This is a genomic window from Streptomyces malachitofuscus (assembly GCF_055571035.1).
On sequence record NZ_JBVIGA010000033.1, the window covers coordinates 24,791 to 37,776 of the forward strand.

Annotated in this window: 11 protein-coding genes; all 11 read right to left on the reverse strand. The window is 70.6% G+C overall.

Going from position 1 to position 12,986, the window contains the following annotated elements:
• Window position 1: 1 nt before the first annotated feature.
• Window positions 2-586, reverse strand: a complete 585-nt coding sequence (locus ACZ44S_RS34730; protein WP_466936589.1) for a Uma2 family endonuclease — start codon at window positions 584-586, stop codon at window positions 2-4.
• Window positions 587-681: 95 nt separating this feature from the next.
• Window positions 682-1,959, reverse strand: a complete 1,278-nt coding sequence (locus tag ACZ44S_RS34735) for a thymidine phosphorylase (RefSeq protein ID WP_466936669.1) — start codon at window positions 1,957-1,959, stop codon at window positions 682-684.
• A gap of 98 nt (window positions 1,960-2,057) precedes the next feature.
• On the reverse strand, window positions 2,058-2,456 hold the full coding sequence (locus ACZ44S_RS34740; RefSeq protein ID WP_466936591.1) for a cytidine deaminase: 399 nt from the start codon (window positions 2,454-2,456) through the stop codon (window positions 2,058-2,060).
• Window positions 2,453-3,727, reverse strand: a complete 1,275-nt coding sequence (locus ACZ44S_RS34745; protein WP_466936593.1) for an ABC transporter permease — start codon at window positions 3,725-3,727, stop codon at window positions 2,453-2,455. The genes ACZ44S_RS34740 and ACZ44S_RS34745 overlap by 4 nt, the downstream gene beginning before the upstream one ends.
• Window positions 3,724-4,845 carry an ABC transporter permease gene (locus ACZ44S_RS34750; RefSeq protein ID WP_466936595.1) on the reverse strand — a complete coding sequence of 374 codons (1,122 nt, stop codon included), beginning with the start codon at window positions 4,843-4,845 and terminating at the stop codon, window positions 3,724-3,726. Before ACZ44S_RS34750 ends, ACZ44S_RS34745 begins: the two co-directional genes overlap by 4 nt.
• Window positions 4,845-6,422 carry an ABC transporter ATP-binding protein gene (locus tag ACZ44S_RS34755; protein WP_466936597.1) on the reverse strand — a complete coding sequence of 526 codons (1,578 nt, stop codon included), beginning with the start codon at window positions 6,420-6,422 and terminating at the stop codon, window positions 4,845-4,847. Before ACZ44S_RS34755 ends, ACZ44S_RS34750 begins: the two co-directional genes overlap by 1 nt.
• 198 nt (window positions 6,423-6,620) lie before the next feature.
• The gene (locus ACZ44S_RS34760; protein WP_466936599.1) at window positions 6,621-7,670 is read right to left on the reverse strand and encodes a BMP family lipoprotein; all 1,050 of its coding nucleotides are present in this window, start codon (window positions 7,668-7,670) and stop codon (window positions 6,621-6,623) included.
• A gap of 285 nt (window positions 7,671-7,955) precedes the next feature.
• Window positions 7,956-9,005 carry a BMP family lipoprotein gene (locus ACZ44S_RS34765; RefSeq protein ID WP_466936601.1) on the reverse strand — a complete coding sequence of 350 codons (1,050 nt, stop codon included), beginning with the start codon at window positions 9,003-9,005 and terminating at the stop codon, window positions 7,956-7,958.
• A gap of 412 nt (window positions 9,006-9,417) precedes the next feature.
• The gene (locus ACZ44S_RS34770; RefSeq protein ID WP_466936671.1) at window positions 9,418-10,647 is read right to left on the reverse strand and encodes an amidohydrolase; all 1,230 of its coding nucleotides are present in this window, start codon (window positions 10,645-10,647) and stop codon (window positions 9,418-9,420) included.
• A 259-nt stretch (window positions 10,648-10,906) separates the two neighbouring features.
• Window positions 10,907-11,986, reverse strand: a complete 1,080-nt coding sequence (locus tag ACZ44S_RS34775; RefSeq protein WP_466936603.1) for a hypothetical protein — start codon at window positions 11,984-11,986, stop codon at window positions 10,907-10,909.
• A gap of 52 nt (window positions 11,987-12,038) precedes the next feature.
• The gene (locus tag ACZ44S_RS34780; RefSeq protein WP_190161261.1) at window positions 12,039-12,977 is read right to left on the reverse strand and encodes an N-acetylneuraminate synthase family protein; all 939 of its coding nucleotides are present in this window, start codon (window positions 12,975-12,977) and stop codon (window positions 12,039-12,041) included.
• Between the last annotated feature and the right edge of the window lie 9 nt (window positions 12,978-12,986).

A 12,986-nucleotide genomic window follows, 5' to 3' on the forward strand; every position in this document is an offset into this window, starting at 1 on the left:
TTCAGGTGTCGGGGAACTCGCCGGTGTCGATGACGAGGTCGAACGGGGCGGGGAGCTTGATCGGCTCGCCGAACTTCGCGGTACTCAGCGGGCGGTAGACGGCTCCCTCGGGGGCACCGTGGAGGGTCGCGGTCGGCCCGTCGGAGGCCCAGCGGTCCACCAGGAGATACAGCGGGATGCCCGCGGTGGCGTAGGCGGCGAGCTTGCCCACGCGGTCGTCGCGGGCGGTGGACTTCGAGGTGACCTCGACGACGAGCTCGGCGAGGGCGGCGGGGATGTGGGTGTCCGATTCGGTGTGGTCCCGCACGGGGGCCACGACAAGATCGGGGATGAGCATGCCCAGACGCGAGGGCACGGCGACGGCCAGCGTCTGGAAGATTCCGCGGTCCCTGGGGACCACGGAGTAGAGGCGACGCTGGATGCTTGCCGTGATCAGGTGGTGGCGGTACGCGGGAGGGGGTGACACGGTGATGATCCCGTCGATGATCTCCACCTTGCTGCCCTCGGGCCGTTCCATCCCATCCCAGAACCGGACGAGGTCGTCCCAGTGCTGGTCGGGCTCCTGACTGACGGTGAGTGCGGACACAGCGGTCTCCTATCGGTGCGTCACCGATCCCAGCACGGCGAACGGGACCGGCGGGGGTCCGCCGGTCCCGTTCACCCGATCGGGGAAACCGCTGGTCAGGCGATACGTTCCAGCACGACGGGGGTGGCCGTGAAGTCGGTGCCGGGGGCCGCGATGTCGTAGGAGCCCTCGACCGCCTGGAGCGCGTAGTCGAAGCGGTCCGGGGTGTCCGTGTGGAGGGTGAGGAGGGGCTGGCCCTCGGTCACCCGGTCGCCGGGCCTGGCGTGGAGTTCGACGCCCGCGCCCGCCTGCACGGGGTCCTCCTTGCGGGCGCGGCCCGCGCCGAGGCGCCAGGCGGCGACGCCGATGTCGTAGGCGTCGAGGCGGGTCAGCACGCCGGAGGACGGGGCCTTCACCACGTGCTGCTCGCGGGCCACCGGCAGCTCGGCGTCCGGGTCGCCGCCCTGGGCCGCGATCATGCGGCGCCAGACGTCCATGGCGGAGCCGTCGGCGAGGGCCTTCGCCGGGTCGGCGTCGCGCAGGCCGGCCGCGTCGAGCATCTCGCGGGCGAGGGCCAGGGTCAGCTCGACGACGTCCGCCGGGCCGCCGCCCGCCAGGACCTCGACGGACTCGCGGACCTCGAGGGCGTTGCCGGCGGTCAGGCCGAGCGGGGTGGACATGTCGGTCAGGAGGGCGACGGTCTTCACTCCGGAGTCGGTGCCCAGGCCGACCATGGTGCGGGCGAGTTCGCGGGCGTCCTCGATCGTCTTCATGAAGGCGCCGGTGCCGACCTTCACGTCCAGGACGAGGGAGCCGGTGCCCTCCGCGATCTTCTTGGACATGATGGAGGAGGCGATGAGCGGGATCGCCTCGACCGTGCCGGTGACGTCCCGGAGGGCGTACAGCTTCTTGTCCGCCGGGGCCAGTCCGTCGCCGGCCGCGCAGATCACCGCGCCGGTGCCGTCCAGCACGGACAGCATCTCCTCGTTGGAGAGCAGGGCGCGCCAGCCGGGGATGGACTCCAGCTTGTCGAGGGTGCCGCCGGTGTGGCCGAGGCCGCGGCCGGAGAGCTGCGGGACGGCCGCGCCGCAGGCCGCGACGAGGGGCGCGAGCGGCAGGGTGATCTTGTCGCCGACGCCGCCGGTGGAGTGCTTGTCGGCGGTGGGGCGGGACAGGGACGAGAAGTCCATGCGCTCGCCGGAGGCGATCATCGCGGCCGTCCAGCGGGCGATCTCGCTCCGGTTCATGCCGTTGAGCAGGATCGCCATGGCGAGGGCCGACATCTGCTCGTCGGCCACCTCCCCGCGGGTGTACGCGTCGATCACCCAGTCGATCTGCTCGTCGCTGAGTTCGCCGCGGTCCCGCTTGGTGCGGATGACGGAGATGGCGTCCATGGCCATGGCTCGGGTTCCTTCCGGGGTGCGAAGGGCGCGGCCCCTCCGGTCGACGGTACCGACGGTGTCGGCAGTCGCGCGGAGGGGCCGCACGGGAGTTACTTGGTGAGGTGCTGCGGGCCGAAGGCCTGGGGCAGCATCTCCGACAGCGGCAGGATCCCCTCCGGGGTCTCCAGCAGCAGTCCGGTGCCGCCGAACTCGTACAGCAGCTGGCGGCAGCGGCCGCACGGGACGAGGATCTCGCCGTTGCCGTCCACACAGGTGAAGTGGGTGAGCCGGCCGCCGCCGGTGCGGTGCAGCTCCGAGACCAGGCCGCACTCGGCGCACAGGCCGAGACCGTACGAGGCGTTCTCGACGTTGCAGCCGGACACCGTGCGCCCGTCGTCGACGAGGGCCGCGACACCGACCCGGTACCCCGAGTAGGGGACGTAGGCGTGGGTCATGGCCTCGCGGGCGACGGCGCGCAGCGCCTCCCAGTCGACGTCGGCGTCGGTCACTTGCCCTGTCCCTTCCGGTACGGCATGCCGTTGGCCTTCGGCATGCGCAGCCGCTGTGCGGAGAGGGCGAGGACGACGAGGGTGATGACGTACGGCGTGGCGGCGACGACCTGGTTGGGGACCTCGTTGGTGCCGGCGTACCAGGCGAAGACGAGGGCGCCGATGACCAGGGTGATCGCGGCGTTGACGTACTTCTTGCGGATGACCAGCCAGATCGCGCCGATGAGCAGCAGCAGCGCGCCGAGCAACAGCAGGGCGTGCACGTTGGCGGAGCCGCCGCGCAGGTTGAGGCTGTCGGTGTAGCCGAAGAGGCCGGCGCCGATGGCGAGGCCGCCCGGCATCCAGTTGCCGAAGATCATGGCGGCGAGGCCGATGAAGCCGCGTCCGCTGACCTGGCCCTCCAGGTAGAAGGGGTTGGCCACGATGGACAGGAAGACACCGCCGAGGCCGGCCAGACCGCCGGAGATGATCACGGCGAGGTACTTGTACTTGTAGACGTTGACGCCGAGGGATTCGGCCGCCACCGGGTTCTCGCCGCAGGAGCGCAGCCGCAGACCGAACGGGGTGCGCCACAGGATCCACCAGGTGGCGGGGACGAGCGCGACGGCGATCAGGGTCAGCCAGGAGACGTCGGTGACCAGTCCGCCGAGCAGGCCCGCGATGTCGGAGATGAAGAACCAGCCCCTGTCGTTGAGGTCGCTCAGTCCCTCCGACAGGCCCGGCACGGTGAAGTGGCCGAGCGAGTCGACCGCCGGGGACTGCTTGGCGGAGCCGCCCTGGTGGCCGACGAAGGCCAGCGGGGCGAGGTAGCGGGTGGCGCCCAGGGCGAGGATGTTGATCGCCACACCGGAGACGATGTGGTTGACGTTGAAGGTGACGGTGACGATCGCGTGCAGCAGGCCGCCGAGACAGCCGCCGATGACGCCGACCAGGACGCCGGTCCACGGGCCCCACTGGAATCCGGCCCAGGCGCCGAACCAGGTGCCCAGGATCATCATGCCTTCGAGGCCGATGTTGATGACGCCCGCGCGCTCGGCCCACAGGCCGCCGAGACCGGCGAGGCCGATCGGGACGGCGAGCTGGAGGGCGGTGGACATCTGGCTGACGTTGGTGATGCCGTTCGCGCCGGTGATCAGGCGGACGATCGAGGTCAGTGCCAGGGCTCCGGCGATGACCAGGAGCAGTACGGGCCAGGACAGGCGGCGGCCGGCCTTCGGTGCGTGCTGCAGCGACGGCTGGTTGACGTCGGTCGCTGTGGTCGGAGCGGTCATCGGCCGGCCACCTCCTTCGTGGTGTTGTTGGCGCCGAGGACATGGCCCGCGGCGAGCTCCGCGCCGACGCGGCGCTGCTGGCGGCGCAGGCCCCACTCGCGGACGGCCTCGTAGGAGACCACGACGGAGAGAACGATCAGGCCCTGCATGATGACCGCGATCTCCTTGTCGTAGCCGTGGAAGTCCAGCTCGGGCGAGGCCTTGTCGAGCCACGCCCACAGCAGGGCGGCGAAGGCGATGCCCACCGGGCTGTTGCGGCCGAGCAGGGCGATGCCGATGCCGAGGAAGCCGATGCCGGTCGGGAAGCTGAGGTTGTAGGTGTGGGAGTCGCCGAGCAGGATCGGCAGACCCGCGAGACCGGCGATGGCGCCGGAGAGCAGCATGGCGGTGAGGACCATGCGCTTGGGGTCGACGCCGCTGGCGGAGGCGGCGGACTCCGAGGCGCCGGAGGCGCGCAGGTCGAAGCCGAAGCGGGTGCGGTTGAGGACGACCCAGTAGCCGATGCCGAGCAGGACGGCGAGGACCACCAGACCGTAGATCTCGCCGGCCGCGCCCATGTCGATGCCGGGGATCCAGCCGGACTCGTACATCTCGCCGGTGGTGTTGTTGTTGCCGACCTTGACGCCGAAGACGGTGGGCAGCCAGAGGTAGCCGATCACGGAGGTCGCGATGGCGTTGAGCATGATCGTCGCGACGACCTCGCTGACGCCGCGGGTGACCTTGAGGACGCCGGCGATGCCGGCCCAGAAGGCGCCGGTGAACAGGGCGGTGAGGAGCAGCAGCGGGATCTGCAGGGCGGCCGGCAGGTTCATGTGGGCGCCGACGATGGCGGCCATCATGGCGCCGAGCTGGTACTGGCCGTCGACGCCGATGTTGAACAGGTTCATCCGGAAGCCGATGGCGACCGCGAGGGCCGCGATGTAGTACATCGACGCCTGGTTGATGATCAGGACCTGGATGTCCGAGAAGCCGGCCTGCTCGAACATGAGGGCGAACGGCTCGACCGGGTTCTTGCCGGAGGCGACCAGCACGATCGCGCTCAGCACGAAGGCCACGGCGAGCGCGATGACCGGCCCGGCCACGGCGAGGAGCACGCGCTCCTTGTCGAACTTCTTCATCAGCGGGCCTCGTCTTCCGGAGACTCGGGGGACTTGGACGTCGTGCCCGGGGTCTCGGGGGTCTCGTCGTGTTCGAGGTGGCCCTCGGCGGCGCCGGTCATGGCGGTGCCGAGTTCCTCCGGGGTGATGGTGGCCGGGTCGGCATCCGCGACCAGCTTGCCGTCGTAGATCACGCGGAGGGTGTCGGACAGGCCGATGAGCTCGTCCAGGTCGGCGGAGATCAACAGCACGGCCAGGCCCTCGCGGCGGGCCTCGCGGATGTGGTCCCAGATGGCGGCCTGCGCACCGACGTCCACACCGCGGGTGGGGTGGGCGGCGATCAGGAAGCGCGGCTTGTGGCTCATCTCGCGGCCGACGATCAGCTTCTGCTGGTTGCCGCCGGAGAGGGAGGCCGCGGTGACGTCGATGCCGGGGGTGCGGACGTCGTACGTCTCGACGATGCGGCGGGTGTCCTCCTGGGCGGACTTCGGGTCCAGCCAGATGCCCTTGGCGTTGGGCCGTTCGGTGACGTGGCCGAGGATGCGGTTCTCCCAGAGGGGGGCCTCCAGGAGCAGGCCGTGGCGGTGGCGGTCCTCGGGGATGTAGCCGATGCCCTGCTCGCGGCGCCTGCGGGTGGGCCAGGCGGTGATCTCCTCGTCGGCCAGCCGGATGACGCCGGAGTCGGCGTGCCGCAGGCCGATCAGGGCGTCGACCAGTTCGGTCTGGCCGTTGCCCTCGACGCCCGCGATGCCGAGGACCTCGCCCTCGTGGATGGTGAAGGAGATGTCGTCGAGCAGCGCCTTGCCGCCGTCGGCCGTCAGGCGCAGCTTGTCGACGGTGATGACGGGGCGGTCGGTGACGGTGGATTCGGCCGTCTCCGGCGTGGGCAGTTCGCTGCCCACCATCAGCTCGGCGAGCTGACGCGGCGTCGTCTCGGCGGGGACGGCGGTGCCGACGGTCGTGCCGCGGCGGATGACGGTGATCTCGTCGGCGACGGAGAGGACCTCGCCCAGCTTGTGGGAGATGAAGATGACCGACAGGCCCTCGGCCTTGAGCTCGCGCAGGTTGTCGAAGAGGGCGTCGACCTCCTGCGGCACCAGGACGGCGGTGGGCTCGTCGAGGATCAGGGTGGTGGCGCCGCGGTAGAGGACCTTGAGGATCTCCACGCGCTGACGGGCGGCGACGCCGAGCTCCTCCATCAGGACGTCGGGGCGGACGCCGAGGCCGTAGCGGTCGGAGAGCTCCTTGATCTTGCGGCGGGCCTTGGCGCCGATGCCGTGGAGCTTCTCGCTGCCGAGGACGACGTTCTCGAGCACGGTGAGGTTGTCGGCGAGCATGAAGTGCTGGTGCACCATGCCGATGCCGCGCGCGATGGCGTCGGCGGGGGACGAGAAGCTCACCTTCTCGCCGTGGATCGTGATGGTGCCCTCGTCCGGCTTCTGCATGCCGTAGAGGATCTTCATCAGGGTCGACTTGCCGGCGCCGTTCTCACCGACGAGGGCATGGACGGTGCCCTTGCGGACGGTGAGATGGATGTCGTGGTTGGCGACGACGCCGGGGAAGCGCTTGGTGATCCCGGCGAGCTCCACGGCGGTCACCGAATCGTTGACCGCCGCTCCGGCCGGAGGGCTGCTGGACGCGTTGATGACGCACTCTCCTGGGGACGGGGGCCGTCTACGCGCGTAGCGCCCCTACGGCATACAAAGGGGTGGCGCCCCTGACCGACGGGGTACGGGGAGCCCGGCTCCCCGTACCCCGTCCAGCGGTCGCAACCCCACGGTGGTTCAGAGGGTTACTCAGCTCGACTTGACCTTGATCTCGCCGCTGATGATCTTCTCCTTGGCCGTCTTGATGGCTTCCTGGAGCTCGGCGTCGTCCGCGAACTTCGGGTTGGAGTTCGACAGGCTCACCTCACCCGTCTTCAGATCGCCCTTGACGATACCGGTCGCGGGCTTGCCGTCCTCGACCGACTTCGCCAGGTTGTACACCGCCTTGGCGACGTCCTTCATCGCCGAGGTGAGAATCGAGTCCTTGTACTTGGCGAGGGCTTCCTGCTGGTACTGGTCGGAGTCGACACCGATCGCCCACACCTCGTTGGCGGCGGCGGCCTCGATGACGCCCTGGCCGGACAGGCCGGCGGCCGCGTAGACGACGTCGGCCTTCTTCTCGATCTGACCCTCGGCGGCGGCCTTGCCCTTGTCGGGGCTGGAGAAGCCGCCCTCCTCCGCGGTCTGCGTCAGGAACTGCGAGATGACCTTGACCTTGGAGTTTGTGTCCTTGACACCCTGCTCGAAGCCCGCACGGAACTTGTGGATCAGCGGGATGTTCACACCGCCCACGAAGCCGACGACGTTCGTCTTCGTGCTCTCGGCGGCGGCGACGCCGGCCAGGTAGGAGGCCTGCTCCTCGGAGAAGACCAGGTCGGCGACGTTGTCGGCCTCGACCGTGGCGTCGTCGACGATGCCGAAGGTGGTGTCGGGGAACTTCTCCGCGGCACCCTTCACGGCGGCGGCGTAGGCGTAGCCGACACCGATGACCGGGTTGTAGCCCTGCTTCGCCAGCGAGACGAGGCGCTGCTCCTTGTCCGCGTCCGTCTCGCCGTCGGTGGGCTCGACGTCGGCGGTCTTGTAGCCGAACTCCTTCTTCGCCTGCTCCAGGCCCGCGTACGCGGCGTCGTTGAAGGACTGGTCACCCTTGCCGCCGACGTCGTACGCGATGGCGAGGCCCTTGTCCTCCTTCGAGTCCGACGAGCCCGACGAGGTCGAGGTGCCGCCGCAGGCGGAGAGGGCGAGGGCCAGGGAGGCGGTCGCTGCGCCTGCGACCGTGATCCGGGAAATCCGGCGCATGTGTGGTGCTCCTAGTCGTACAAAGCGCCGGGACGGTTCAGCTACGGCGCTGGCTTCGCCGCAGATTAACGCGCGTAGACCTGCCTGAAAACCCCTTCTGTCCACCTTGTTATCCGGCCGTGCCCAACACGGTCCCGAGCCGTGGTCACGGGCTTGCCGATCGCGAACGAGGGGTGGCGGTGGGTGAGCGGGCGGGGGCTTTCCGCGAAGCCGGCGGGAGACGCCGAACGGGCGGGCGCCGGAGGGCGCCCGCCCGTTTCGTACCGATGCGTGATGCTCGGAGCGTTACTCCGTCTTGACCTTGATGGAGCCGTCGATGATGCCTTCCTTGGCCTCGGCCACGGCGTCCGTGAGGCCCGGGACCTCGGCCATCTTCGGGTTGCTCTCCGAGAGGCCGACGCCGTTCACCTTGAGGTCGAAGACCTGGGTGCCGGTCAGCGGCTCGCCGTCCTCCACCGACTTGGCCAGGGCGTACACCGCACCGCCGACGTCCTTGAGGGCGGAGGTGAGGATGAAGTCCTTGTACGCGGCGAGGGCTTCCTGCTTGTACTGGTCGGAGTCGACGCCGATCGCCCAGACCTTCGCCTTCGCGGCGGCCTCGATGACGCCCTGGCCGGAGAGACCGGCCGCCTGGTAGATGACGTCGGCGTTCTTCTCGATCTGGCCCTCGGCGGCGGCCTTGCCCTTGTCGGGGCTGGAGAAGCCGCCCTCCTCCGCGGTCTGCGTCAGGTACTGCGGAATCACCTTGACGTCCGGGTCGGTCGCCTTGACGCCCTGCTCGTAGCCCGCCTGGAACTTGTGGATCAGCGGGATGTCCACGCCGCCGACGAAGCCGACGGTCTTGGTCTTGGTGGCCTTGGCCGCGGCGACACCGGCGAGGTAGGAGGCCTGCTCCTCGGCGAAGACCAGGGAGGCGACGTTCTCGCCCTCGACCACGGAGTCGACGATGCCGAAGGTCGTCTTCGGGTACTTCGCGGCCACGGCCTTCATCGCGGGGCCGTAGGCGAAGCCGACGCCGATGACCGGGTTGTAGCCCTGGCGGGCCAGCGAGGCGAGCCGCTGCTCCTTGTCCGCGTCGGTCTCGCCCTCGGTGGGCTCGACGTCGGCGGTCTTGTAGCCGAACTCGTCCTTGGCCTTGGTCAGACCGGCGAAGGCGGCGTCGTTGAAGGACTGGTCGCCCTTGCCGCCGATGTCGTAGGCGATGGCGAGGCCGAGGTCTTCCTTGGAGCCGCCGCTGTCGTTGTTGTCACTGCTGGTACCGCCGCAGGCGGTGGCGGCGAGTGCGAGCGAGGCGACCCCCACCGCGACGCGGGTCAGTTTGGATATCCGACGCATCTGAAGCTCCCCATTCTCCAAAGCCCCGCAGCGGGTGCTCGGTTCGGCGCACATTAACGCGCGTAGACACTCCTGGGAACGGGGTTCCGCGGTGCCGTTATCCATTCGTGCCGATGGCCGGTTACGTCCTTGTGAACCGCGGGGCCGTAGGGGGCCGCACCGGGCGATCGGTAGGTTGCGCGCGCCTGCACGGGGTTCACGCTGCCCCTCCGCTGCGCGGCGCGCAAGCGGAGGGGGGCGGGTGGGGTGGCCGGGGTGGGTGCGGTGTGCGGGTGGTGGGGTGTGCGGGTGCGCCGGGGTGCTGGGCCGGGCCTGGGGGTTTTCGCCCCCGCCGCCCCTTCCCGTCCCGGCCCCGGGGCTCCACCCCGGACCCCGCTCCTCCAAAGGGGCTGTTCTGTGCGGGCTGGATCGGTCAGCGCAGGGCGTCCAGGAGGGCTGCCGCGGTGAAGAGTTCCACGCCCACGGTGATCGCGTGCTCGTCCACGTCGAAGTCGCCCTGGTGCAGGTCGCGCACGGTGCGCTCGCCGGGGGTGCGGACGCCGAGGCGGGCCATGGCGCCGGGGACGCGCTCCAGGTACCAGGAGAAGTCCTCGCCGCCGAGGCTCTGCTGGGTGCCCTCGACGGACTCCACCCCGCGCCGGGCGATCATCGCGTCGCGCAGCAGTTCCGTGGCCCCGGCCTCGTTGACCACCGGGGGGACGCCGCGGACGTAGTTGATCTCCGACTTGGCGCGGTGCAGGTTGGCCACCTCGTCGATGGCCGCGACCACGACGTCGGGGGCCTGCCGCCACGCCTCCAGGTCCAGACAGCGCACGGTTCCGGACAGTTCGGCGTGCTGCGGGATGACGTTGGGCGCGTGGCCCGACTCGATCCTGCCCCAGGTCACGGCGAGTCCGCTGCGGCTGTCGACCCGCCGGCCGACCAGGGCGGGCACGTCGGTGACGACGCGGGCGGCGGCGGTGACCAGGTCCGTGGTCAGGTGCGGGCGGGCGGTGTGCCCGCCGGGGCCGTCGAGGGTGATCTCCAGCCGGTCGCAGGCGGAGGTGATGGGGCCCTGGCGCAGCCCGATCCTCCCGGCGTCGACGCGGGGGTCGCAGTGCACGGCGATGATCCGGCCGATGCCGTCGAGCGCGCCGTCCGCGATGGCGTCGGCGGCGCCGCCGGGCAGCACCTCCTCGGCGGGCTGGAAGATCAGCCGCACGGGCCGGGGCAGCAGGCCCTGGCGGTGCAGCTCGGCCAGGACGAGGCCGGTGCCCAGCACCACGGTGGTGTGCACGTCGTGGCCACAGGCGTGGGCGCGGTCGGGCACGGTGGACCGGTAGGCGCACTCGGTCTTCATGTCGGGGATGGGCAGGGCGTCGATGTCGGCGCGCATGGCCAGCATCGCGGAGTCGGTGCCCGCCTCGCCGTCCGTTCCGATGTCACAGATCAGACCGGTCCCGCTGGAGAGTACGCGGGGCCGCAGACCGGCCCGCTCCAGACGCTCCTTGATCGCGGCGGTGGTGCGGAACTCCTGGTTGCCGAGCTCCGGGTGCATGTGCAGGTCGCGGCGGAACGCGACGAGCTCGGCACGCAGGGCCTCCGGCAACGCTCCGGGGAGCACCGCTCCACCGGGGAGGTCGACCTCGGACTCCAGTGACATCAGTGGTTTCACCCTTTGAAGAGTAGGGCGCCGAAGCCGACTACCGACCCTCGATCAAGAAAAATCAGCCCGTCAGACGAAGAAAATCCGGCTGCCCCACGCATAGCTGTCAATCCGGATGGGTAAACTCGCCGCCTTTTTGCGGGGTGGAGGCCCCATGACCTGCCGGATCGTGACATGCGTCACGCCATGCCCGGGTTCCGGCACCCATCCGCCTCCTTCACGGATACCACGCTCGGCCCAGCCCACGCGGACCGGTTCATCTGGCGGACAGCGGGGGCGGGTCCGGTGCCGGCAGCCGCTGGATGTCCCGCGCCGAGTCCGTCACCCCGGTCAGGAAGCCCTGCGCGCGCGGGGAGGCCGTCGTGGTCAGCCAGGCGGGGTCGATGTCGCAGACCGCCACGCGGACGTCCGTGCCGGTCAGGGCGAGCGGGAGGGTGTGGACGACCGTGGACGGGAAGCTGAGCACGGTACGGCCGATGGGGCCGCGGCGGGCGATCAGCTCCAGAGGGAGTTCGGGGCGGACGATCTCCAGGCCCGTCTCCACCGCCAGCCGGTGGAGCTTCTCGGTGCTCTCGCGGCGGTGTGCGAAGTAACGCCGGGCGCCGTGGGCGCTCGCCAGGGAGCGCACGGCCTCCAGGTAGGCGTCGCCGTCCACCACGCCGGTCTCCACCAGCGAGGTGCCCACCAGGTCGGCGCCCCGGGTGATGCGGGGCGGGCCGAAGCGGTCCCGGGTCCAGGCGAACGTGTGGGCGCGGACGGTGACTCCGGGCGGGGTGTCCTCCATGGGCATGGAGGTGAACACCTCCACCGTCCCTCTGCCGCCCGGGGTGAGCCGGCGCCGGGCGGCGGCGGACACGGGCGCGAGCAGGAGGTCGCGGGGGCCGGGACGGCCGCCCTTGCGGTGCCAGCGCACCAGCCGCTCGCCCCGGGCCAGCTGGCCGACGAACTCCATGGTCGCGGTGCCGTCGTCGACCACGACGACGTCCCGGGCCCGGGTGATCGTCAGCAGCAGCTGGACGTAGCGGGAGAAGGGGTCGCCGAGGACGACGCGGGAGGCCCGGCGGAGCAGTCCGGTCAGTCCGCCGACCGTCCGCAGCGGGGCGCCCGCTCCCCCGCGCGCCTCCTCCCAGCGGACCTCGTGGCCCTCCTCGCGGGCCAGCTCCGCCATACGGCGCAGCTGGCCGCGGGTCATCGGGTCCACCGGGGACAGCACCACCAGGGTGAGTCCCACGCCGGGGGCGTGCGCGTGCGCCCACTCCAGCACGTTGAGCAGTTGTACCGGGCTCTCGACGAAGGCGAGAGTGTGGGGGCCGGACCGGCCGGCGCGGGGGCTCATCGACGTACGACCGTTCCCGTCGTCGTGGTGGTGGGGGCGGGGCGGGGGCGGGTCAGACGGTCAGGGGTTCGCCCGCGGCCGTGGCGATCTCCGCCTCGGCGACCACGCCGGTGACGCGGCGCAGCTTCTTCATCGGACCCAGCTCGGACTCGTAGACCTTCTTGACTCCGTCGCCGAGGGACGCCTCGATGGTGCGAATGTCGCGGACCAGGCGGGACAGGCCCTGCGGCTCGACGGAGGCGGCCTGGTCGGAGCCCCACATGGCGCGGTCGAGGGTGATGTGGCGCTCGACGAAGGCGGCGCCGAGGGCGACGGCGGCGAGGGTGGTCTGCAGGCCGGTCTCGTGGCCCGAGTAGCCGATCGGGACGTTCGGGTACTCCTGCTGGAGGGTGTTGATCACGCGGAGGTTGAGCTCCTCGGCCTTCGCCGGGTAGGTCGAGGTGGCGTGGCAGAGCAGGATGTTGTCGCTGCCCAGGACCTCGACGGCGTGCCGGATCTGCTTCGGCGTCGACATGCCGGTGGAGAGGATGACCGTGCGGCCGGTGGCGCGCAGGGCGCGCAGCAGCTCGTCGTCGGTGAGGGAGGCGGAGGCCACCTTGTGGGCGGGGACGTCGAACTTCTCCAGGAAGGCGACGGCTTCGGTGTCCCACGGGGACGCGAACCAGGCGATGCCCTTCTTCTTGCAGTAGGCGTCGATCTGGCGGTACTCCTCCTCACCGAACTCCACGCGGTGGCGGTAGTCGATGTACGTCATCCGCCCCCAGGGGGTGTCGCGCTCGATGTCCCACTGGTCGCGCGGGGTGCAGATCTCCGGCGTGCGCTTCTGGAACTTGACGGCGTCGCAGCCGGCCTCGGCGGCGGCGTCGATCAGCTTGAACGCGTTCTCGATGTCACCGTTGTGGTTGATGCCGATCTCGCCGGTGACGTACACGGGACGGCCGGGGCCGGCCTCACGGGGGCCGAGGGTGCGGATGCGGGAGTTGGTGCTCATGAACGGGGG